This is a genomic window from Persicobacter sp. CCB-QB2 (genome assembly GCF_001274635.1).
GTDB classification, from domain to species: Bacteria; Bacteroidota; Bacteroidia; order Cytophagales; family Cyclobacteriaceae; genus Persicobacter; species Persicobacter diffluens.
Genome location: NZ_LBGV01000001.1, coordinates 3062384 through 3083984, shown reverse-complemented (window position 1 = coordinate 3083984; position 21601 = coordinate 3062384). Strand labels below are relative to the sequence as shown.

The following is a 21601-nucleotide window of genomic DNA, read 5'->3' as shown; positions in this document are numbered from 1 at the left end:
TTAAGAAATTAATTAGAGAAATTGAACCTTACCTGAACTCCGAAATTGGTGGCTGTTCTGAGGTAGGAAGTGGAGATTTTTGGCTCGTTTACCGTTCGCTCATAATAGGCTTGAATATTCAGTCGGTTATTTACCACGTAGGCGACCGTAGGCCTGATCTGGTAATTGACATTACCATTGGTAATGGTGCTGACATCATCCAGCTTTCTTTGCAGGGTTTCGGTATCCCGAATCACAAAGTTGAAGCGGAAGGTCAGGTCATTGTCCAGAATGACGGTTCGTCCTTTCCATCGGAATGGCATTTTCATTCCTCCTTTGGTATATCCAATGTCAAAGGACCAGTCTTTATTTCTCATCTCGGTCATCTGAATATTGGAGATGTTCAGGGCGAGGTTTCTCTCCCATCGGTATTCTATCTTGGCACTTACCTTGGATTTTGTTCTGACATTTAAACCAATTAGCGGAGAAAATTGCTCCGACATCACGATTTGATCCAGCACATATACCGGTGTATAGAAGCCAGTTTCTTCGTTTACTTTAGTGGCCAAGGGATAATTCTCAATGTCATTGGATAACTCCAGATTATCGGTGTACTCCAGTGAATTGGTATAGCTGTTGACGCTGTAAGTTGAATTATAGGCGTGAGTAATATTCACCGAACTGAAAATGTCTTTTAGCGCCGGGATATTACGCAATCCGGAATAGTCCAGACGCCAGTTTGGAATCGGGATTTTCGGGAATGGGCTCAATTTAGCTTCTTCCGCTGATTTTCCGGTATAGGCCGCAATAAAGGCCGGAATCAACACATCCTGAGAATTGATGTTATACTCTCCCCCATTAGGGTTAAGTGCATCCAGCCGGTCCTTAATGATGGCGCGATAGCTTTCAAAATCCCGGAAAGCCTTGTCCACCAAATCAGTATCAAAACTGGAGAAGGTGGTTGGTAGCATGAAATAAGAGATGGAATAGCTACCATTTCTTGCCGGCGTATTGGATTCAAAGGAATTACTGATGGTGTCATAACGGAAGAGTTCCTGATAGAAGGAGTTCTTCGTTTTGGTCATACTCAGTCGGATTTTCAAATCCTTAATCGGTTCCAGGTTGGCATTCAGGTTCATATTGATCATCTGGTTCTGACTGAATTGTTGGGTCAGGTTACCATTTTGAATCAAGAGATCCTGATCCGCCAGCTGATTCCGAATGCCTGCATCCTGACTACCCAGAATAAAGGGCCAGCCCGGTGCATTATTGTCAAAGTTTTGCCCGAAGAGGTTCGGGGTTGGCTCAAAGCCCGGCAAGGAAGTTCCGTCCGTATAGCTAATGGTGGCGTTCACGTCCCGAACCATCATTAACAACCTTAGCATGCCCTTAAGCCCTTTCATTTCAGCAGGGGCTTTAATAGTATCTGCCTCTATCTTTCTGGTGGTTGCCCTAGAGGAGGATCGCCGTTTTCGTTTAGGTTTATTTATGTCCCGCAGGAATTTATTTTTATTGTAGAGTTTGACCAGGTCAATTTTACCGGTACCTCCGTATTGACGGTAGTTTTGGATCGTATTGGCGAAATCAAATTCCTCCTCAATGTTCACCGGGCCGGCCGTCCAGGTATAGTTCACCGAATAGTTCAGGTCGGCATTTAAGAAGTCCGTCAATGGAATTTTATCCAAAGGTAATCGGTAATCGGCCCGAATATTCTGATCAAAAGTTTTCAAACGGCCCAACCTCATTAGATTGGCTCGAATGGAATCTCTGGCCGCCTGGGTATTGATGTCGCCTTCGGGTTCATCAATGGTCGCAAATGCCCTGGCATTATATGTAAGCGAGAGGTTTTGCGTTAATGCCCAGCGAATATTGTAATAGCGATTAAAATTGAAGTATTTCTCATAAGTCGGTTCAATGCCTACCGTGGTTAAATCTTCATTGAAAAGCTGGTTTCTGATAAAGCTTCGGTCCAGGTCTCCCCTCACACTAATGGAAGAGGGCCATAGGGCTAAATTGAAATCTTTGATCAAACGCAACCAGTCTGATTTTAATCCTTTACTGTTTTTAAATGGCTCCAATATGAAGGGGTTGGCGTTATAGTTATAGGCCAGTCCTACTTTATGGTTAAAGTTGATATAATCTGCCAGGTTGATATTCGTTCGGGTAATTTCGCTATAAGCATAAGAGAAAGCCCAGTTTTCAATATCATAAATGTGTGGGATAGCATCCTCTTTCACTTTTACTTTCCGGACATTGTTAAAACTAATCGCTCTTCGGTAAGTATTATCTTCCACTAATTTGCGATATGCATCCCTTTCGGCCTGGGTGTCAAAGGACTCCAGTGAGGCCTCCAGCGGAATGTCAGGATCCAGCGGGTCCCACTTTGGCGTAATTTTGTTATGTTCGTAAGAAACGTACATCGGAATACGTAGTCCGAAACGGTCCAGCCCGAATTTATCTAAATTGACATTAGCGGCAATATCATAGTTCAGGGAAGACTCTCTGGTACGTGCGGAAATATTATCCTGAATACCTCCAAAGCCGGAAGAGATATAGCTACTGCTACCTGAAAGTACCCCTAAATCCGCCAGTTTGGTATTGAATCGGACATTTCCGGCCCAACCATTTTCACTGTCGAAATCCGTTGCACGTAATTCATTAAACCAAACGGTGATATCCTTGCTTTGCTTATCAAAGGTATCCGGATTTCGGGCACCGAGCATAATTGTTTGAACGGTACTTAATTCCGGCCGGCCCACAATCGTGATTTTATACCGTCCCACCTGCTGCGAATAAGGCAGAGCCTGCTCAAAGCCTTCCCTGTTTCTCCGAGATTTAATGGCATAAAGGTCATTTAAGGCAATGTCCAGATTGTTTTCTGCAGGCCAGATTTCCTCAGAGGTATTGGAACCTTCCGGTGTTATTTTAAGAGGCCATTCGATTTCGTAGAAGTTCTGGGTTAAGTCCGTACCGATTCTCATGAACACCCGGAGTTCATCACTCTGCGTGATGGGGTCCTGCCCATGGACAAACATTTTTAATCGACCATAATTGATCAAGTCCAGGGTGGTGTTTTTAAACACTGCCCGGGCGTCTTTATTCTGAAGGTCTTTCATCACCAACTGAATGGATTGTTCGTTCAGCTGACGGGAAACCACGGAAGTGTTGTCGTAATCCCGGCTGATTCCCGGTGGAACCCGGTATGGGATTTTGTTGAGAGCACTTGAGTTTTCTTCCAAATTCACCACAGATACCTGGAAGTCGGTATCAAATGGCTCCGGCACTTCGTCCAGCCCATTATCAAATAAGCTGTTTTCGTAACGTCGCCACTGCGAACCTACCAGCTGGAATTTGGCCATACGCAATACCACCGGCTGCTGCCAGCCCGTCAGGTATGTCCGCATAAAGCGAATGGTTTTGAAACCGGAAATCCCACCATAGGAGCCGGTAGGCTGACGCACCGGGATACGGAATAAATACCAGGAGGCGTTAGCCTCTGAGTTGGTGACTTTATCAACAATATTGTTTTTACCTACTTCCAGGTCACCTGGCTTAAGGCTGATCTTGTATTCATAATACTCCTCCAGGTCACTGATAGTGTTGTCATTATTCAAATCTTCATTGTCAGGATAAGCGCTACCGGCTGAGGTGAAGTTATTATTGTTGGACTGAATCGGCGAGTTGCCCTCCATTCCGTTGAAGTCTTTATAACGCTCCAGGATTTTGGCGTCCATATCGGTATAGGAGGCATCCAGATAATGTCGGAAGTTATCACCGGAAGGGTCTTGAGAAATAGCGGTAAGTACTTCCGGAGCTACTACCAGTCGATCAATGAAATTTTCTCTGAAGAACTCTAATTCTTCCTCTGAACGAAGGCCATCCAGTCCCACATCCTGGAAAGGGCGGGAATTCGGGTCATTATCAAAGGCATTGTTCAAATATTGCTGGGTGGTTACCTTACCCCATTCGTTGGTGTCGAAACCGCCATCAGAGCCATCGGGCGGCAGGCCGTTCTCAAAAGCATGCTTGCCATCCTTCATCAGGTCTTCGGATACAGAGCCCAGATTGAAATACAGGTCTCCTCCGGTAGTGTTATTGGTATTCAGACGCCCGTCCAGTACGCGACCATTGGTGCCCTCGATGAAGGGATCCATCATCCAGAATTCGATGTACTCGATATTGGTTTTATCAAAATCCACATCTGAGGTAATGGCGCGGGTAATGGCTCCCCAGTTGTCCTCCGGTTCCGGCAAAAGCCCCTCATTCGTCAGGTTGGGATTGTAGTTGTAGGGGCCACGTTCCTGCGGGAAAAAAGCCATATCGAAGGTGGCGATATTGGCATTGATCAGGGTCTCATCACGTTCTCTGAAAATCTCCTGCGGAGGAATATTCCGAACATAGTTGTTCTGGGTATCTTCAGTGTTAATGTTGGCAGGCTTATTTCGGCTGTTGGTCTGGTAGAAGGTGTTGTCAATGGTATACCAGGCCAGCTTGGCACGTTTATAATTAATACCCAGTTTATCTTCTCCATTATCTTCGATGAGTCGGTTACCGGTGGTTTCAGGAGTCGCCCCTAAAAACCAATTGTTGGATACTGAAAAAGGTGTGATCGTGGTTTCAAAATCATCAATATAGGCCGTTCCGGAACCATTGACCTTATTGGAGGTGCCTGGAATTAATTGCGCAAATTCTGCATTAATACTGACCGTGGAAGTTTCTTTGGTTTGCACCAGGGGCAGCGCATCTACCATGCGGGTCAGAAAGCGGGATTCATCCTGAAAGCTGACATCAAATCCATATTTCACATTTCGAACCGGTTCATCACCTATTCCTACCCGGCTTACGACTGCTCGTTCATTAAGGTAAAGCAATGTACCTCCAATATTCAGGCGGTCATCTACCCGATAATCCAGGCGAGTTCCCAATAAGGATCGGGTCTGGAAGTTCAGCAAATCAGCCTGCTCATAAGTAATGGTAATGGATTTTCCGGAATTCAGAATGGCCTGGTTGGTAATATTTACCCGGCCCAGGTTATAATCTACCGTATAATCCACGCCCTCGGTCATGGGAATACCACCAGCAGAAAGCACCACGGATCCCGGAGAGATATCAATTCCCGGAAGGGTGATTTCCGAGCCACTACCGGCCTGGAAGGATCCTTTGATAAAGAATTTATTCTTTTCGGTGACCAGCTCGGCATCCGCCTTGGTTCTGGCATAGAGTTCCTCGAAGACATATTTTTCTTTTAAAACATCCTCCGTGGGGAGGAACTGTTCGTCCAGGGTGTTTCCAAAAGGCTGCAGTACCGGGAAGAAGATGTTTCCATTGTCGGAGAATACGGTAACGTCGGCGACGTAATCAAAAATACCATCCGGCTGCGGGTCTCCGTTTCTGTTCAATCTATCGGCTCTTAACAATTCCACCAAAGGCTTATCCTTAGTGTTTGTTCCCTCATGCAAACTGGGGTTATCAATACCGGTACGGTCATCCCGGTAAATCACTTTCAAATCAAAACCCTCCGGCCCAATTTGAGAGGATCCCAGGTTGTAGACGTTTCTCATCATCAGCTGCCAGGCGGGTGATTCTACGTCAATTTTATTGGGGCGAAGCATTTTCAGGAAGATCAGTTCAGCATCAGGTCTGTTCTGATAATCTTCTGACATCTCCCCTACTTTATAAGCTTGTCCGTTGTAAGTGTATTCGTAGGCTACGGCCAGCATTTCATCATTTTGTAAACGACGGAAAAGCGAGATATAACCTAATGCACTATGAATGGAATATTCCTGCGGATCCAGCTTTCTGGCCCCATTGATCTTGACAAAATCTTCTGAATTTTCGAAGCCTTTGGCAATCATCGCATCGGTAAAGGTGTCCGCATTTCTTAAAGAGGGATCTTGCTGCAAGCTGTTGAACATGCCATTGGCACGGTTATCATTCGGAAAAGCCGGATTAATAGGTTGGTTAAAGGAGTTATCCGGTTTATTCATATTATCCCTGTTGGGTTCGGCCATATCCAGGAGACCGGCTACATTTCGCAGGGTTTGGGTGTCATTATTTCGATTCAGCACATAGACTTCTACCCGGGTAACGTTCACCCCTGAAAGCACCTGAGGTAATCCTCTCAACCAGTTTTCATAATTATCTTTGAAGAAGTGGCCCAGGAAGAAGTGGCGGTTTTCGTCATAATTCGAAGCCACCATCTCAAATTGTTTTCCTTGTCCTCCGGAATTTCCTTCCAGAACAATGGTATTTGATTTACCTCTTTGTGTGGAAAAAAGCGTGGTCGCGTAAAGTTTACCAAACTGGAATTGAGCTTTTACTCCGAATAGGTTTTGAGCACCGGTAATCAAACTGTTGGAAGAGGGTAAACTTACATTACCGACTTCAATCTTTTTGATGATTTCTTCCTTGTATCCGGTATATTCTACCCGGAAGTCATTTTGAAAGTTAAAAGCCTTGTTGTTGTCAAAATTGGCAGTCACCTTCAGCTTATCTCCAATCTCCCCGATGACGTTCATGGATATTTGGTTTTGAAATTCAAAACCGCCATTTCGTTGTTGAGAAACCGGTACGGCCGGATTGGCCACTCTTTGATATCTTAAGGCAAAATCTAAGGTGGCATAACCGGAAGGGGTAATGTCAATATAACTCCCGCCGAAAATACGGTCGAAAATAGGACTCACATAAATAGGCGGAATCAATTGTCGCCCACTTACCGCACTTTCGCCGTCCAGTCCTTTTGATCTTTCCAGCCAATATTCCTTTTGAATCTGTTGATTGTTGTATTGATTGAATTCATCAAAAGTCATATTGGTGGTGGGCCGGAAATTCACATCACCCATTTTTTCATAAATGGTATAGTTGTTGGCGGTATCCAGCTCAACATCCATCTTCACATTGGAGGGATCTTTCAGGTATAATGGCGAAAGTCCCAAATTAGGATCTGTAAAGGGCGCTCCGGGCCGATCAGATTCCGGATTAATCTGCGGAGTGCGAGACGGTACATATTTCTCCGGAATACTGTCTTTCTGATTCTCATTCCTAAGGGTATCAGCCTGTTCCACCACCTGGAAAAAAGGCGCTGCAGCATCAGACAATGCCGGTGCTGCGAAAAGCGTTACTGCTGCAATGAACAGTAGTTGAGATATTGAATAAAGGTTAGACTTCAAGGTGGTGATGGGTTAAAAAAAATAGGTTGAGTCAGGATTAATTTTTTAGTGCAAGTTTGATGATCTCTTCCACACCAATATCACTTCCATGCTTTTTAAGAATATTAGTGATGCTTTTTTCAGCAGTGGCTTTAGGTATTCCTAAAGTAGTCAGTGCAATTAAAGCTTCTTCTTTCGCCTGATGTGCTGTGCCACCGCCAGTAGAACTTGCCGGAGCATCCACCCCCTCTTTCAGCAATTTATCTTTCAATTCCAGAATGATGCGCTGAGCAGTTTTGGCTCCGATGCCTTTAATTTTTTGAATAGTTTTTACATCCTCAGAAGCAATGGCCTCTTTAAGCTCCCTGACATTCATGGAGGAAAGCATAACCATGGCCGTATTGGCACCCACGCCATTTACGCCAATAAGGTGTAAAAAAAGCTTTTTCTCCAGGATATCAAAAAAGCCGAAAAGGGTGTGAGCATCTTCCTTTACCTGTAAATAAGTGGCTAATCTCACTTCTTCTTTATTGTCCTGAAGTTTTTCAAAAGTATTGAGGGAAATACGAACTTCATAACCTAATCCTCCCACATCCAACACTACATATGTTGGTTCTTTTTCTGTAATTCTTCCTCGGATATATGCAATCATTGATCAGCTTTTCTGGTATAAAATGAAGAAATGCGCTAAATGCAATAAATAACGATAAAATTAATAAAACTACTGGTAATACCGCAGTCTAGTGCTTTTTAATCCACTTTTAATTTAATGGGATGTCATAAAATAAAAGCATAATGCATTTTTCGCTTTCAAAAATCTAAATTCCCTGGGCGGTTATGATAATTTTTCTTTCTCCCCCATAATCCCGATGCTCGCAAAGGTAAATGCCCTGCCAGGTCCCCATGTTCAATTGTCCATTGGTGATAGGAATTGTTAAAGCAGGCCCCATAAGGGATGCCTTAATATGCGCGGGCATATCATCGGGACCTTCATAGGTGTGTTTGAAATAGGAGGCTCCTTCCGGCACCATTTTATTCATATGGGCTTCAAAATCCTGCCTTACGGTAGGGTCGGCATTCTCATTTATGGTTAAACTAGCGGAAGTATGCTGAATAAACACATGTAAGATTCCGACCTTAATTTGCGATAATTCGGGCATGTGGGCCATCACCTCCTCCGTAATCAGGTGAAAACCTCTTCGGAAGGCGGGAAGCCTTAATTGGTGTTGGAAAAACTTCATACGCAATAAAAGGAATTTCCCAAATTAAGGTAAAAAGTGATACCCGTCAATCGAAATTGAGGTAGGGAGCTAATTTTTGTATTTTTCTGTCACTACAGGATAGGATTTTCTTTAAATGACTACTATTCTCAATTGGGAATTCCCTTCGGTAATTGCAAATCACCTTGACTTCTTCATATTCCAGATAGGGGTGTCGGACTAGTTTTTTGAAGTCATCCTGATTGATGGAGATGGTTTCGGGTTGGAAGTGGGGCGTAATAAAGCAAGCCTGGTAGCAATTTTTCAGCACTTCGGTCTCTCCTTCGAGTGCATAGACCTCGGCCAGTTGTTCTTTTTCCACATAGCCTCCCAGTAGCTTTCGGTACTTGAGGATCTGCTCTGCTCGCTTGGGACCTATACCATATATTTTTGACAAAATGAGCTTATCGGCGGTGTTGAGATTAATGTTTAGCTTTTTAGGAGGCGAATAGGCCTTCGCCATTTTAGGCTTGGCTTTGAATTTAGGATTACGTTTGGGAAAGCTTTCCGGTAGATCGATGTAAGTGTAAATTTTTTGAAAATGGAGGGAATCTATTTCAGCAATTTTGAGCAGGTCTTTTTTGAGCCGAAAGTGATAGCCTTTTTTGCGGAAGTTGAGAAGATGCTGAATGCTTTTTTTCTTAAAGCCTAATTGGTGAAGTTGTAGGGCATTGGCCTTATTGGGATTAAAAGTGAACAGACTGTCTTTTTCCCATTCCTTCTGTAAAGCCAATAATTGGGGAGAAATAGTGATTTCTTCAATAATACCCAATTTTATCGCAGTGGGTTTCAATAATTGGGGAAGGGTGTTCCCTAATCCCAAAATGATAATGATAAAAAGGTGAAGTAAGATCACCGACCAAAGCTCCCGGTCACTGAGGTTGTATTTTTTTTGAAATTGACGAAAAAAGCGCATCAGTTTTTTTATTCAAAATGACTGATGCGCTTCGTTTTAGTTTAAAGCATATTGGAAGAATGCATGTAATTTAAACTTTACCTTTTAACTTTTCCAAAAGATAATCTTCATAGCCTCCTTCGAATAATCTTTGAACATATTTTCCAAGAATATCGAATTCTAGGTTCACCTTATCGCCCGCTTTAATTTGTTTAAAATTGGTGTGCTCGAAGGTGTAAGGAATAATTGTTACACGGAATTTTCCTTTCTCTGCCGTATTAAAAACCGTTAAACTTACGCCATTAATGGTAATGGAACCCTTTTCCACGCAAAAGTTGCCGGTGGCAGGGTCATATTCGAAATCAAATAGCCAGGAGCCATCCACTTCCTGAACACTGGTGCAAATACCCACCTGATCCACATGTCCCTGCACAATGTGGCCGTCATAGCGACCACCGGAAGCCATGGCTCTTTCCAGGTTTACAATATCTCCCGCTTTTAAATCGCCCAGGGCTGTTTTTTTCAGGGTTTCATCCACGGCAACTACCGTAGAAACATTTCCGTCTATTTCAGTCACTGTCAGGCAAACACCATTGTGTGCTAAACTCTGATCGATTTTTAATTCAGGAGCCAGTACAGACTCGATTTTAAAAACGGCATTAGAATGGTCTTGAATGACTTCCTTGATGATACCGATTTGTTCAATTATTCCTGTAAACATGATGCTATATTTAGTGGGATTTAGGCAAAGGTAGTGATTTCCATTATAGAGGTAAACCTCATTTGCTTATCTCCCAAGAATTTTAAAAGCATAGAACTAGTTAAAAACCAATTCATCTGAAAAAAATTCGAATGATGGGAAGCGAATTCGTGTGAATTTCCAATCTTAGAGCATGCTTAAAAGCACACCCTCCGGCTATAGATTCGAATCATTAGAAGCGATTTTGGATCATTTCTCAACAATAGCGAGGCTATGCTCTCAAAATAATCGGGTATCGTTGCTGTAATAATCAAATTTTCGCTGCGAATTTTGGTTTTTAAACACGATAGTGATGCTGTTCCCTGCCAAAATCAGGTATTGCCTCCGCAATAATCCAATTAGTGAAAGAGGATGCCAGCCTTTAAACCGGAGCTTATTCAATAATTGGAATACTGTTATTCCTTGGGCGAATTTTTTGTTTAAAGAGCATGCTCAGACTTTCATGTAGCACTTCTCCCATATTCTGGCATTTCAGGAAAGAGGAAGAACGATACATTTCCGAAAGTTCGGTTTTCAACTGGTGTACATTGGTGGGTTTGGAGATATTATCGCCTTTCATCACCTCGATCAGCTGATCAATCTTATAATGCGCAGCACGAATTCGGTTTCTTAATCGGGAACGCTCCTCTTTTTGGTACTGTAATTCCAGCTCCGGCTTCATATACTTGATGCCAATCTGAATGATGGGGTTGTTCTGCTTAAAAAACTGTGGAAGATAAATTACCCGACGGCCTTCGTAGTTTTGCTGGTCAAAGTCAATAGGACGGATTCGATAATGAACCTCATCAAAATCCGGAATAATCTCCACCACAAAGTTATTGGCGTGCATATCTCCCAAAAGGCGCACGAAGCATCGTTCGTTGAATTTAACAAATTCCTTGGCCAGTCTGATCTCATTGACCTCCTGTGAATGCATATGTCCGGCCATAAACTGGTCGCCGGGAATCCCCTGAATATGTTCTTCTACCAGCGTCTGGTCATTCACAAAGAAGGTGATGTTATTAGGAGAAAGGAGATGTTCCAGCTCCAGGCCATAAACCCGGGAAGCATCGGCTCTTTTGATATAAAAATAGTCGAAAAGGTCGTTAATACGGTTCACCACCCGAATTCGGAAGGGACGGGTATTGCCGTAAGTACAAACGTCAATGCGATCAATATAAAGGTGTTTGATCACCGATACATCCCCGCCAGCTCTCAATAAAGAGTAAATATATTTCAGACTAGCGTGCACCTGTTCCATTTCAATGGGAGAGAAAAATACAGTCTCCCAAAGGGTGTCATTGTCGTTGTTATCAAAAAGTGGGATGGAACTATTGTATCGGCAGAGGTCTTCATAGGTGATGGGTAAGTCTGCTTGTCGACCGTGCTCGGCACAATAGAGTTGTAATTTATCGTAAATCGGATAAATGATTTTTTTCTTACTGATTATGGCCATTGTTGTGGATTGTCTGTCGGTCACAAATATAAAGATCACAACGACATTCAGGAGGAAATTGTGAGCAAAATCCATAGGATATTTCGGGAGGTCATCAGACTTGCAGTGATTCTGTAATTTTTTGGCCAGGTGAGCTTGTCCTTTCACTGGAATTCAGCTGTTCCAATGCCGCTATGATCTTTCTCTCTCCGTCATCGAACCATTCTTTCTGCGGATTTACTCTTTTCGTTTTTTGTCCTTCCAAATAGGCCAGAAAGGTACTGATGTCAAAGTGTTCAGCCCAAATTCCCGCACCTGCTTTTGCGGCATCCAGCGCATTGCAGGCTTGTTCATATTGCCTTTTTACAGGCACCATAAAGGTGGGTTTTCCTAAATACATGGCCTCACAAATGGATTCAAAACCGGCAGTGCTTACCAAGCCTCTGCAACGCAGCATGTGGTCTATGAATTTGGGACCATTGAGCTGATGAAAGATTAGGTTGGGATGAGGTTGGTACACTTCCCCGGCAGTTTTTCGGTCCCAAAAAGCAACGAGCTTCACTTCCCGGTTGCGCTCATGCCATTTCCTGATATCGTCTCCATAGCCGTCATTGACCATATAGCAAAGCAAAAATTCCTCCTGATGAAGAGAGGGTTCGGGTAAATCATCTCTTAGCAAGGGTGGGACGACTACGGTTTTCTTTTCCGGAAGTGAGGTATAGGGCGCGAAGGAAAGTGCTATTTTAAGATCGGCCCCCATGGCCATCAGGAAGTTATTGGTTTCGAAAAGAAGTTTTTCGGACCTGCGTTGAGGAATATGTGGAAATTCCGGGTGCTGAGCCAGGTACTGATGGCCTATGCAGACAAATTTGGCCTTAGGGCGAAAGCGTAGATTGTAAAATCCACCCAAAAAATCATAGAAACTGACGATGATATCGGGTTTTTGTTCCTGCACCACCTCATGAATACGATTAAGACTTTTTTTGAAGATATTCAGGTATTTGAAATTATATAATACCGAACGGACGATTCTTACTTTCTTATTGTGTTTATCAGTGATAAAGTTGGGGCTTGCCACCTGTTCTACCGGGCAGGAAAAGTGTTCTGCGAAATATTCCGGCATTTCTCGTCTTTTCCCCTTACCCAGGAAGACATGCGATACTTCATGACCTGCTTTTTGCAGGTGGGTTTGCAGCGCCATGGCCTGAGTCATATGCCCTCTCCCCTCGATTTGAACAATAAATATGAATCGCATGCTTTATTTTTATTCGAATTTATCGGTTAATTTAATCATTTCATGGACAGAAAGCGGAAGTTCTTCCCTGCTCATGGTGGTGTTTTCCTCTTCTTCTGAATTTTGCAGGAGATTTTCCCATTCCTTATTTCCTTTCTTCTCCACTTCCTCTTCCTCCATTAATTCTTCGCAGTAGGTTATCAGCTGCCATTTTCCATTTTCATCTTCTGCCAGCGCCGTTAGGGATTCCACCCAGTCTCCGGAGTTGAGGTAGTGAATATCCTCAATCATTTTGTTGGCAGGCTGGTGAATATGTCCGCAGATAATGCCGTTGCAGTTATGGTGGCGGGCAATGGAGACCAGATGCTGCTCAAAATCATCAATAAAAGAAACGGCCGATTTTACCCTGGCTTTGATTACCTGAGAAAGCGAATAATAGGGTAGCCCTTTTTTTCTTCTTCTGCGATTGTAATGGTGATTTAGCCAAAGCAAAAACGTATAGCCAATATCGCCCAGCTTGGCCAGCCAGGTCCATTGAGTGGTAATGGAATCGAAAATATCTCCATGAATGATGTAATACCGCTTTCCATGACTGTGGTAAAAATAGTCTTTGGCAATCTCAAAGTTGCCGATTTTTAGTGGAAGCACCTGGTCCAAAAAGTCATCATGATTTCCTCTAAGGTAAAATACTTTGGTTTGATGCTTTTCCATCATTTTCATGATGCGCATAAAAAATCGGGTATGCTTTTTCTTCCAAACCCCTGATTTCTTTAATTGCCAGCCATCGATGATATCCCCATTCAGGAAAAGATTATCACAGCTGTTTTTCTTTAAAAACTTCACCAGTTCTTTGGCTTTTGAGCCTCGGGTTCCCAGGTGAACATCAGAGATAACGATGGTCTTGTAGTGCTTGGCCATAAACGGAAACGGTTTAGCGCAAGGTCATCATTAATCATCAACTGGTTGTCAATTCATTTTTAAGAAAGGATGAAAAAAAGCCCCTGAGGGGCTTTGTAGATTATTGGAATTTTACCTCTGTATTATTCTGATTATCCGGTTTCAGCCTGCAAATTGCTCGCAGCGTTTTGGCGGATAGTCACCCTGTTGAGGAAGTACGTCAAATAAATTAATCGGCCTATTTTATCTGGGGAACCTGCCGGTTTTAGTTTAGGGATTAATTGATCCGAATGGTAAATTCACTACCCACTCCTTCGGTAGACTTGGCGGTAATATTTCCATGATGCTGACGGATGATTTGACGAGATAATGCCAAGCCAATACCCGATCCATTTTTCTTAGTGGTAAAGAATGGGATGAAGATTTTTGCCAGGGCATCCGCTTCAATACCCGTTCCATTGTCCCGAATGATTAAAAGGGTCTGATCCGCTTTTCCGCCTCTCAGTGCGATTAACTCAATTAGACCACCTTCTTTTTTCTTTATGGCCTGACAGGCATTCTGCATCAGGTTGATTAATACCTGCTGTAGTTGTTGTGGATCCACAAAAATGGCCAGGTCATCCGGGATCACGTCTATTTTTACATCAATGTTTTTCGGTTGGGTTTCATATGCCATCAGGCGCACCACTTCATCAAAAAGTGATCTGGCCGCTACCACCCGACGTTCTGGTTTTGGAATTTTGGTCAGGCTGCGGAAGTCCGTCACAAAGTGAATCAGCCCTTCTCCCCTTTTCTGAATCGTTCGAACGGCCATTTGAAGGTCTTCCAAATCAGCCTTGGGGAAATCGCAGAATTCTTTTTCCTCCTCGCAGCGATCGAGGTTATGGATGATATCTCCTTCAATGGTGGAAGCCAGGGAAGTAATCGGTGTAATAGAGTTCATGATCTCGTGCGTCAGCACGCGTACCAGTTTTTGCCAGGCTTCCATCTCATTCTGATCCAGCTCGGACTGAATGTTCTGGAAGGAAATCAGCTTGAAGTTTTCCTTATTCAAATGGAGCTCCACTGCGAATAGGGACAGATTCACTTCTTCATCTCCGTTTTGAATTTTGATCAATCCTCTGCCGCCGGTCTTCAGGTTTTTTATTTGTTGCCGCAGCTCAGGGTGTACTTCTGTCAGGGCAGAAATGTGATCCAGGCTTTCGATGCCCAATAGGTTTTTGGCTTCGGTATTGAAGATTTCTACCTTTCCCCGGGAATCAAAAGTGATCAGACCTACCCCGGCATGCTGCACAATGTTTTTAAGGTAATTGTATTTTTCTCTTCCCTCTTCAGGCTCTAATCGGAATTCATTGAGCATGCCATTGAGTTCCCGGTACAAACCACTGAGATAACTCTGGTCGTTGTACTGGGGAAAGCGGAATGGGGTGTTCCCGTTTTCCTTTAATTGAAAAAATTTGCTCAATGCGTTATGAATGGTGTCCATCATCTTCATGAGCAGAAACACTTGTCCGGCCACCAGCAGTAACACCACGATGATCGAAAAAGCCGACCTATCGTCGCTCAGGATTAAAAATGCCAAAGCAAAGACAGAGACGGTCAGGGCGATGAGCCGGAGTAATATTTCTTTTTTCAGGGAATTATATTCCATATTTCTGTAGTCTGCGATAGAGGGAAGCCCTCGTCAGTCCCAATTCTTTGGCAGCCTGCGAGATGTTTCCATTATGTTTGTCAATGGCTTTTTGAATGACGTTTTTCTCGACTTCATCCAAATTAAAGTTATTAGCCGGCTGGGAGGGTTCGTTTTGCACCTGGTGCATGGTTTGCTGAAGGAAAAAGAAATCTTTTTCACTCAGTTTCTCCCCATCGCACATGATAATGGCGCGTTCAATGGCATGTTGCAATTCCCGGATATTTCCGGGCCAGCCGTAGGATTTCATCCTTTGCAGGCCGGAGTCATCAAGGCTAATCGGTGGCTTTTGATATTTTTTACAATAACTATTGATGAAGTGTCTGGCAAGGGTCGGGATGTCTTCCTGTCTTTCCCGAAGGGGGGGCAGGTGAATTTCCACCGTATTGATTCGGTAGAGTAGATCCTGTCGGAAAGTATTTTGATGCACCATTTCGTGCAAAGGCATATTGGTCGCAGTGATCAGCCGAATATCTACCGGTATGGACTTATTAGTTCCAATTCTGGTGATTTCTCTTCTTTGGAGGGCAGTCAGTAATTTGGATTGTAATGGCATGCTCAGGTTACCGATTTCATCCAAAAACAGAGAGCCTTTATTGGCCATTTCAAAGCGCCCCACGCGGTCTTCCTTGGCATCGGTATAAGCGCCCTTTTTATGTCCAAAGAGTTCACTTTCAAAAAGCGTTTCGGTGATAGCGCCCATGTCCACATTTACAAAAATATTGTTTTTGCGCATCGAGCGATTGTGAATTTCTCTGGCGACCAATTCTTTACCGGTTCCATTTTCCCCCAGAATTAAGACATTGGCATCGGTGGTGGCGACTTTATCAATAATGGCGAATACATTCCGCATGGAAGGGCTGTCCCCTATCATTTGCCCAAAATTATCCTGCTGATCCGCTGAAAGTTGGCGATTGGTCTGGCGAAGCGTATCTACCTGTTCATAAGATTTGCGAAGCTTACTGGCAGACGTTAGGGTGGCCAACAGCTTTTCATTTTGCCAGGGCTTCAGTACGAAGTCGGTAGCGCCCTGCTTCAAGGCCTGAACGGCCATTTCCACATCACCAAAGGCGGTAATGAGGATCACCACCGCATTGGCATCTCTTTCCATGATGTGTTCCAGCCAATAGAAACCTTCTTTCCCCGAGGTAGTGTCCCGGCTAAAATTCATGTCCAGCATGATGACATCGTAGGTGTCATGATTGAGCAGGAAAGGTATTTTTTTAGGGTTTTTCTCAATGATGACTTCCTTTGCATATTTTTTCAACAGCATCTTGGCTGCAAATAGTACATCCTCATCATCATCAATAATTAAAATTTTGCCGAGCTCTTTTTCCATCATAGTAGTAAGGTTTGGTGAAAAATTATCCTAAAATGATGCCATAATCCTAAATCTTTGATTACAAGCATACTGAGCATATCGGACTGTCCGCTTTTGAGAATGGTAGTGTCCGCTCGTGACCACAACTGTCCGTTTATGAACAATATAAGGAATAATCATCAGAATTCGGAAGCAGGGCAAAATCCCTAAGACACAAAAAAAAGACCGGCGTAAACCGGTCTTTCGGGGATCGTTTCTGAAAGGGTACTATTGAATTACTCCCAGTTCTTTTCCGATTTTGGTGAAAGCCGCAATAGCTTTGTCCAAATGATGTTTTTCGTGAACCGCAGAGATCTGTGTTCTGATTCTTGCCTCCCCTTTTGGTACTACCGGATAGAAAAATCCGATCACATAAATGCCTTCTTCTAAAAGCCTGGTCGCAAATTTCTGCGCCAAAGGAGCATCGTATAGCATTACCGGAACAATTGGGTGACTACCCGGCTTAATGTCAAAACCCGCCGCGGTCATTTGCTCGCGGAAATAAGCGGTGTTTTCCCAAACTTTATCTCTCAGCTCAGTGCTTTCTTCCAGAATGTCGATCACCTCAATAGAAGCGCCCACGATCGCTGGAGCCAAAGTGTTGGAGAATAAATAAGGGCGGGAACGCTGGCGAAGCATGTCAATAATTTCTTTTCTGCCGGAAGTGAAACCACCGGAAGCTCCCCCCAGGGCTTTACCAAAAGTACCGGTAATGATGTCAATTCTTCCCATAACATCGCAATGCTCGTGCGTACCTTTTCCGGTTTTACCCATAAATCCGGAAGAGTGGCATTCGTCTACCATCACCAATGCTTTGTATTGATCAGCCAAATCACAGATTTTGTCCAACTGGGCAATGGTGCCATCCATGGAGAATACCGAGTCAGTTACGATAATTCTATGCTCAGCATCCTGAGCAGCTTTCAATTGCTCTTCCAAATCCGCCATATCGTTATGCTTATAGCGGTAACGGGCCGCCTTACATAAACGCACCCCATCAATGATGGAAGCATGGTTAAGGGTGTCAGAGATAATGGCACTGTTGGGGCCCAAAAGAGGTTCGAAAACGCCACCATTGGCATCAAAAGCAGCAGCATACAAAATGGTATCTTCTGTCCCCAACCATTTGGCTACTTTTTGCTCTAATTCGCGGTGAATATCCTGCGTTCCGCAAATGAAACGAACGGAAGACATTCCAAAGCCATGGGTGTCAATTGTTCTTTTTGCCGCCTCAATCACTCTTGGGTGAGAGGAAAGTCCCAAATAATTGTTCGCACAGAAATTGATAACTTCCTTACCTTCTGTGGTTTTAATCTCCGCTCCCTGAGGAGTAGTAATGATTCTTTCCGTTTTGTAAAGACCAGCTTCCTTGATGGCCTCCAGCTCTTTTTCAAGTGCGGGTTTAAGCGTTTCGTACATGTTGTAAATTATATAGTAGGGGAAAATTTTTCCGTTAATAATTAGGGTAAAATGGTGTAACCTGAATTAATATTTGGTAAGGGTGAATTTTCTACGAATTTTATTAATCTCAAAGAGTTTTTGCATGGTGAAACTTTTGGGATGCATCTCGCTAAACTCCTGATTCCAAAGCTTATACTTTTCCGGTTCGTTCTGCTCAAAAGCGGCCGGATTAATATTTTTTGTTTTTAAATATTCGCTAAATTCCATCTTCATTTACCCGAATTAGTGGTTCAAAAATCATAAATTAGCACCTAAATCCAAAGGTAAAAGCTTTGCTTCAGGATTGAATTTAAATTTATTCATTATTGGATAGTTATTGTTAATAATTATTCAAAAAAATTACCGTTTTTCTGTATTATTGGAATGGAGAGAGTTTTAGTCATTGGCGCTTTCGGACAATTGGGTTCTGAGCTTACGGATGAATTGCGAAAATTATATGGAGAGCAAAATGTCATTGCCTCCGATTTAACCGTGGCCAAAGCGCAGGCCGAACGCGGTCCGTTTGAGCAATTGGACGTTTTGGATCGGGAACGTTTGGGGCAAATTGTGGAAAAGCACAAGATCACCCAAATTTATAATCTTGCCGCTATTTTGTCCTCCATTGGGGAGTCCAAGCCAGGTATTGCATGGAATGTGAACATGAATGGCTTGGTAAATGTGCTGGAACTTGCCAGAGAAAAGAATTTAAATAAAATTTATTGGCCGAGTTCTATCGCGGTTTTTGGACCTGATACCCCTAAGGTGATGACTCCTCAGGAAACGGTGATGAACCCGACGACCATGTATGGGGTAAATAAGCTGGCAGGTGAAAAATTGTGTCAGTATTATTTCCAAAAATTTGGTGTGGATGTACGTTCGGTACGTTATCCGGGGCTGGTAGGCTATAAGGCCATGCCGGGTGGAGGAACCACAGACTATGCCGTTGATATTTATTTCAAAGCCAAGCAGGGCGAAGAGTTCAATTGCTTTTTGGATAAAGGCACGGTATTGCCGATGATGTATATGGAGGATGCCATCCGTGGTACCATTCAGTTGATGGAAAGTCCGGCGGAGCAGGTGAAAATCCGCACTTCTTATAATTTGGCGGGAATGAGCTTCGCGCCAGAAGAGATTGGGGAGTCTATTCAGAAGATTATTCCGGACTTTAAAATGGTGTACAAACCGGATCATCGTCAGGCTATTGCAGAGTCATGGCCGGATTCTATTGACGACCAGTTCGCCAGAGCGCATTGGAATTGGGCTCCGAAATTTGATTTGGATGCCATGACCAAAGATATTTTAGAGCATATCTAAAAAAAGAAGCCCGACGATTTTCGCCGGGCTTTTGTTTTATGGCACTTGGTAAATATTACTGGTGTTGCGATATCCACTTTTATCTGAATACCAATCCGGATAGGTGCTTCCGCCAGATTCTACCCATTCCACAAATTTCAGATAAGTCTCATCAATACGTTTGCCCTCTGCGCAGTAATCAAAAGAATTGGGCAGGTTCATTGCCCAGGGCAAATTGTGTTGTGATTTATACAGCTTTCCATCATTGATGCTGGAGTCATCATCAGCATTTTGGAAAAGGCCGGTATCGGCTAAATCTGTGGGCGCTTTTCCTGCCAAATGAATTTCATACCCTCGTCTCATATTGGCAATCAGAATAGGGTCAAAAGGTGCATTCCCAATTTCAGCCGGAAGGATAGGACTTGTCAGTTCCATCGAAAACCGGAGTGTGTCCGGGGTTTGGTAAGGGTTGGCCGCCAAAACATTCACATAAGCGCCGCCAAAGGCCTGCATGATGTTATAAGCATTGTCAAAAATGGGAACCACTGCAGTGGACTGCCCTGCTTCGGTGCCATTGGCCGCTATATTTAAATAGCCCTCCGCAAATGGCTGGATGCCATTTTCATCCGGTACTACATTCACAGAGCTGACCTGATTAGGGCTCAGCTCAGGGAAGTTAATGGCAAATCCGTTTTTAAAGCCCGCACCAATGGCCCGGATAACGAAGGTTCCTTCGATAAAAGTCACCTGGTAATTGCCGTTTTTCACGATTTGGTACTGATAATCAATTACCAGGTCATTAAAATCATAATCACCTTTACTTGGCCAGAGGTCTTCATAAGTTAAGGATGCGAAAGCGTTGGAGCCAGGGTAATAATCATAATAGGTTCTTTTCGGGTCATTGGGGTCGCGATCAAAAACGTCATCTACCCCATCCCCATCTCCATCGGTAGGATCCGTGGTTTCCGGTACATCACCTCTTGTAATATTGGATGTTGGGTTTGCCGTCGCATAAAATACCAGATCATTGAAATCCTGATCACAACCTCTTTCTTCTCTTTGGATGTCTTCAAATCCAAATAGATAAAGCTCTTCATCCGGATTGTAAAGCATGACCATATGCTGGCGGTTGTCCGCGCTATTTTCTGGGTTTAAATCCGGATGAGAATAGAAGCTCCATTTTGGGCTGGAAGGCTGTTGATTGCGGAAGGCATCTGATAAAATAAAAAAGCCAATGGTAGTTCCGGCATCAAAAGTTCCGATTTTTACTTTATCACCGGACATCATTTGACCCCCACTGCCCTTCAAAGAAGCATTTGGGAAAATGATGGTTCGGCTGTTTTCAATATCAGAAATGGAGCTTGGAGGATCATTTGTTGGGTAAGTGTAATAACCCAGAGAGTTTCTGTAGCCCGCCCCTTCATGAACAAAGGTGACCCAAACGTCAGTAGATCCACCGGTAATGTGTATTTCTTTGGTGGTAGCGTTCAGATAATCCGGGTTGTAAGTAGGGACCGGGAATTTTTCCGGTAGGCTCGCCTGCACTTGATCAATAAGAGCGGACGAGATATTATCTCCAGGACTTACAAGATAGTCGGGCAACCCATTGGTATTCCAGCTTCCTAAATACTGATAGCCTGGTGTGGGATCTCCGTTAACACTTACAGCGGAAATCCGGTTGCTGGGAGCAGAACGATCGGTAGTGATTTCAAACTGAAAGCCCTCACTTCGATAAATAGGGAAAGAATCTTGTGGCACGCCGAATTTCGTAAAATGAACATAAACTTCTTCGGAGGCCGCAGGAATATTCAAATCAACAGTGGCGATTCCCTGGTTATCGGTTTCACCATTAAAGATCACGTCAAATTGCTCATTTAATAGTACAAATTTTGTTTCGGTTAAATCAGTGGATAGGCTGATAGTGGAAGCACTTTCTGTTTGAAAATTAAAATCCTCGGGAATATTTAGATTTTGAAGCGCATCAACATCTTGATTATCTACCGGATTGTCTCGATCCGGGGTGCAGGACCATGCCAGGAGTATTACACTCAGAATAGCAAAATATTTTATCATTATTGAGGTTAATTTTGGTACTCTTAGAGTTACGGCTCTTCTGAAAAAAAATTAAACGCATGTTGCGGGTAATGTCGATTAAGCTTTGGTCATGATGTAATAAAAAGTTTTTTTGTGAAAAGTGTAAGGTAAAGTGTTGAAAATCATCTTTTTAGGTAC

Annotated in this window: 14 protein-coding genes; 1 reads left to right on the top strand and 13 read right to left on the bottom strand. The window is 43.4% G+C overall.

The annotated features are described in order from the left end of the window. Nucleotides 1-8: 8 nt before the first annotated feature. The 12 genes from sprA to NG22_RS13525 all read right to left on the bottom strand — a co-directional run bounded on the left by sprA (nt 9) and on the right by NG22_RS13525 (nt 18310). A complete protein-coding gene (sprA, locus tag NG22_RS13580) occupies nt 9-7148 on the bottom strand; it encodes a cell surface protein SprA (protein WP_253275697.1) in 7140 nt (2379 codons plus the stop codon). Nucleotides 7149-7185: 37 nt separating this feature from the next. Then, complete coding sequence (gene ruvA / locus NG22_RS13575; RefSeq protein ID WP_053406222.1) at nt 7186-7779, bottom strand: Holliday junction branch migration protein RuvA; 594 nt, start codon at nt 7777-7779, stop codon at nt 7186-7188. 166 nt (nt 7780-7945) lie between these two features. After that, nucleotides 7946-8368 carry a secondary thiamine-phosphate synthase enzyme YjbQ gene (locus NG22_RS13570; RefSeq protein ID WP_053406221.1) on the bottom strand — a complete coding sequence of 141 codons (423 nt, stop codon included), beginning with the start codon at nt 8366-8368 and terminating at the stop codon, nt 7946-7948. A gap of 46 nt (nt 8369-8414) precedes the next feature. Continuing rightward, nucleotides 8415-9302 carry a helix-hairpin-helix domain-containing protein gene (locus NG22_RS13565; protein WP_053406220.1) on the bottom strand — a complete coding sequence of 296 codons (888 nt, stop codon included), beginning with the start codon at nt 9300-9302 and terminating at the stop codon, nt 8415-8417. Nucleotides 9303-9372: 70 nt separating this feature from the next. After that, nucleotides 9373-10002 (bottom strand): riboflavin synthase, encoded by a 630-nt coding sequence (locus NG22_RS13560; protein WP_053406219.1) that lies wholly within the window; start codon nt 10000-10002, stop codon nt 9373-9375. A 412-nt stretch (nt 10003-10414) separates the two neighbouring features. Then, on the bottom strand, nt 10415-11476 hold the full coding sequence (locus NG22_RS13555) for a hypothetical protein (RefSeq protein ID WP_053406218.1): 1062 nt from the start codon (nt 11474-11476) through the stop codon (nt 10415-10417). Between the two features lie 94 nt (nt 11477-11570). Continuing rightward, complete coding sequence (locus NG22_RS13550) at nt 11571-12710, bottom strand: glycosyltransferase family protein (RefSeq protein ID WP_072159094.1); 1140 nt, start codon at nt 12708-12710, stop codon at nt 11571-11573. A 9-nt stretch (nt 12711-12719) separates the two neighbouring features. Next, the gene (locus NG22_RS13545; protein ID WP_053406216.1) at nt 12720-13607 is read right to left on the bottom strand and encodes a UDP-2,3-diacylglucosamine diphosphatase; all 888 of its coding nucleotides are present in this window, start codon (nt 13605-13607) and stop codon (nt 12720-12722) included. A 256-nt stretch (nt 13608-13863) separates the two neighbouring features. After that, nucleotides 13864-15237 (bottom strand): PAS domain-containing sensor histidine kinase, encoded by a 1374-nt coding sequence (locus tag NG22_RS13540; protein WP_053406215.1) that lies wholly within the window; start codon nt 15235-15237, stop codon nt 13864-13866. Then, nucleotides 15227-16618 (bottom strand): sigma-54 dependent transcriptional regulator, encoded by a 1392-nt coding sequence (locus NG22_RS13535; RefSeq protein WP_053406214.1) that lies wholly within the window; start codon nt 16616-16618, stop codon nt 15227-15229. The genes NG22_RS13540 and NG22_RS13535 overlap by 11 nt, the downstream gene beginning before the upstream one ends. 246 nt (nt 16619-16864) lie before the next feature. Then, on the bottom strand, nt 16865-18055 hold the full coding sequence (gene kbl, locus NG22_RS13530) for a glycine C-acetyltransferase (protein WP_053406213.1): 1191 nt from the start codon (nt 18053-18055) through the stop codon (nt 16865-16867). A gap of 66 nt (nt 18056-18121) precedes the next feature. Beyond that, nucleotides 18122-18310, bottom strand: a complete 189-nt coding sequence (locus tag NG22_RS13525) for a hypothetical protein (RefSeq protein WP_253275696.1) — start codon at nt 18308-18310, stop codon at nt 18122-18124. 150 nt (nt 18311-18460) lie between these two features. Between NG22_RS13525 and NG22_RS13520 the strand changes: the two genes are divergently transcribed. After that, complete coding sequence (locus NG22_RS13520) at nt 18461-19390, top strand: NAD-dependent epimerase/dehydratase family protein (protein ID WP_053406212.1); 930 nt, start codon at nt 18461-18463, stop codon at nt 19388-19390. A gap of 36 nt (nt 19391-19426) precedes the next feature. Here the strand turns inward: NG22_RS13520 and NG22_RS13515 are convergent, their stop codons facing one another. After that, nucleotides 19427-21442, bottom strand: a complete 2016-nt coding sequence (locus tag NG22_RS13515) for an LruC domain-containing protein (RefSeq protein ID WP_053406211.1) — start codon at nt 21440-21442, stop codon at nt 19427-19429. Nucleotides 21443-21601: the final 159 nt, after the last annotated feature.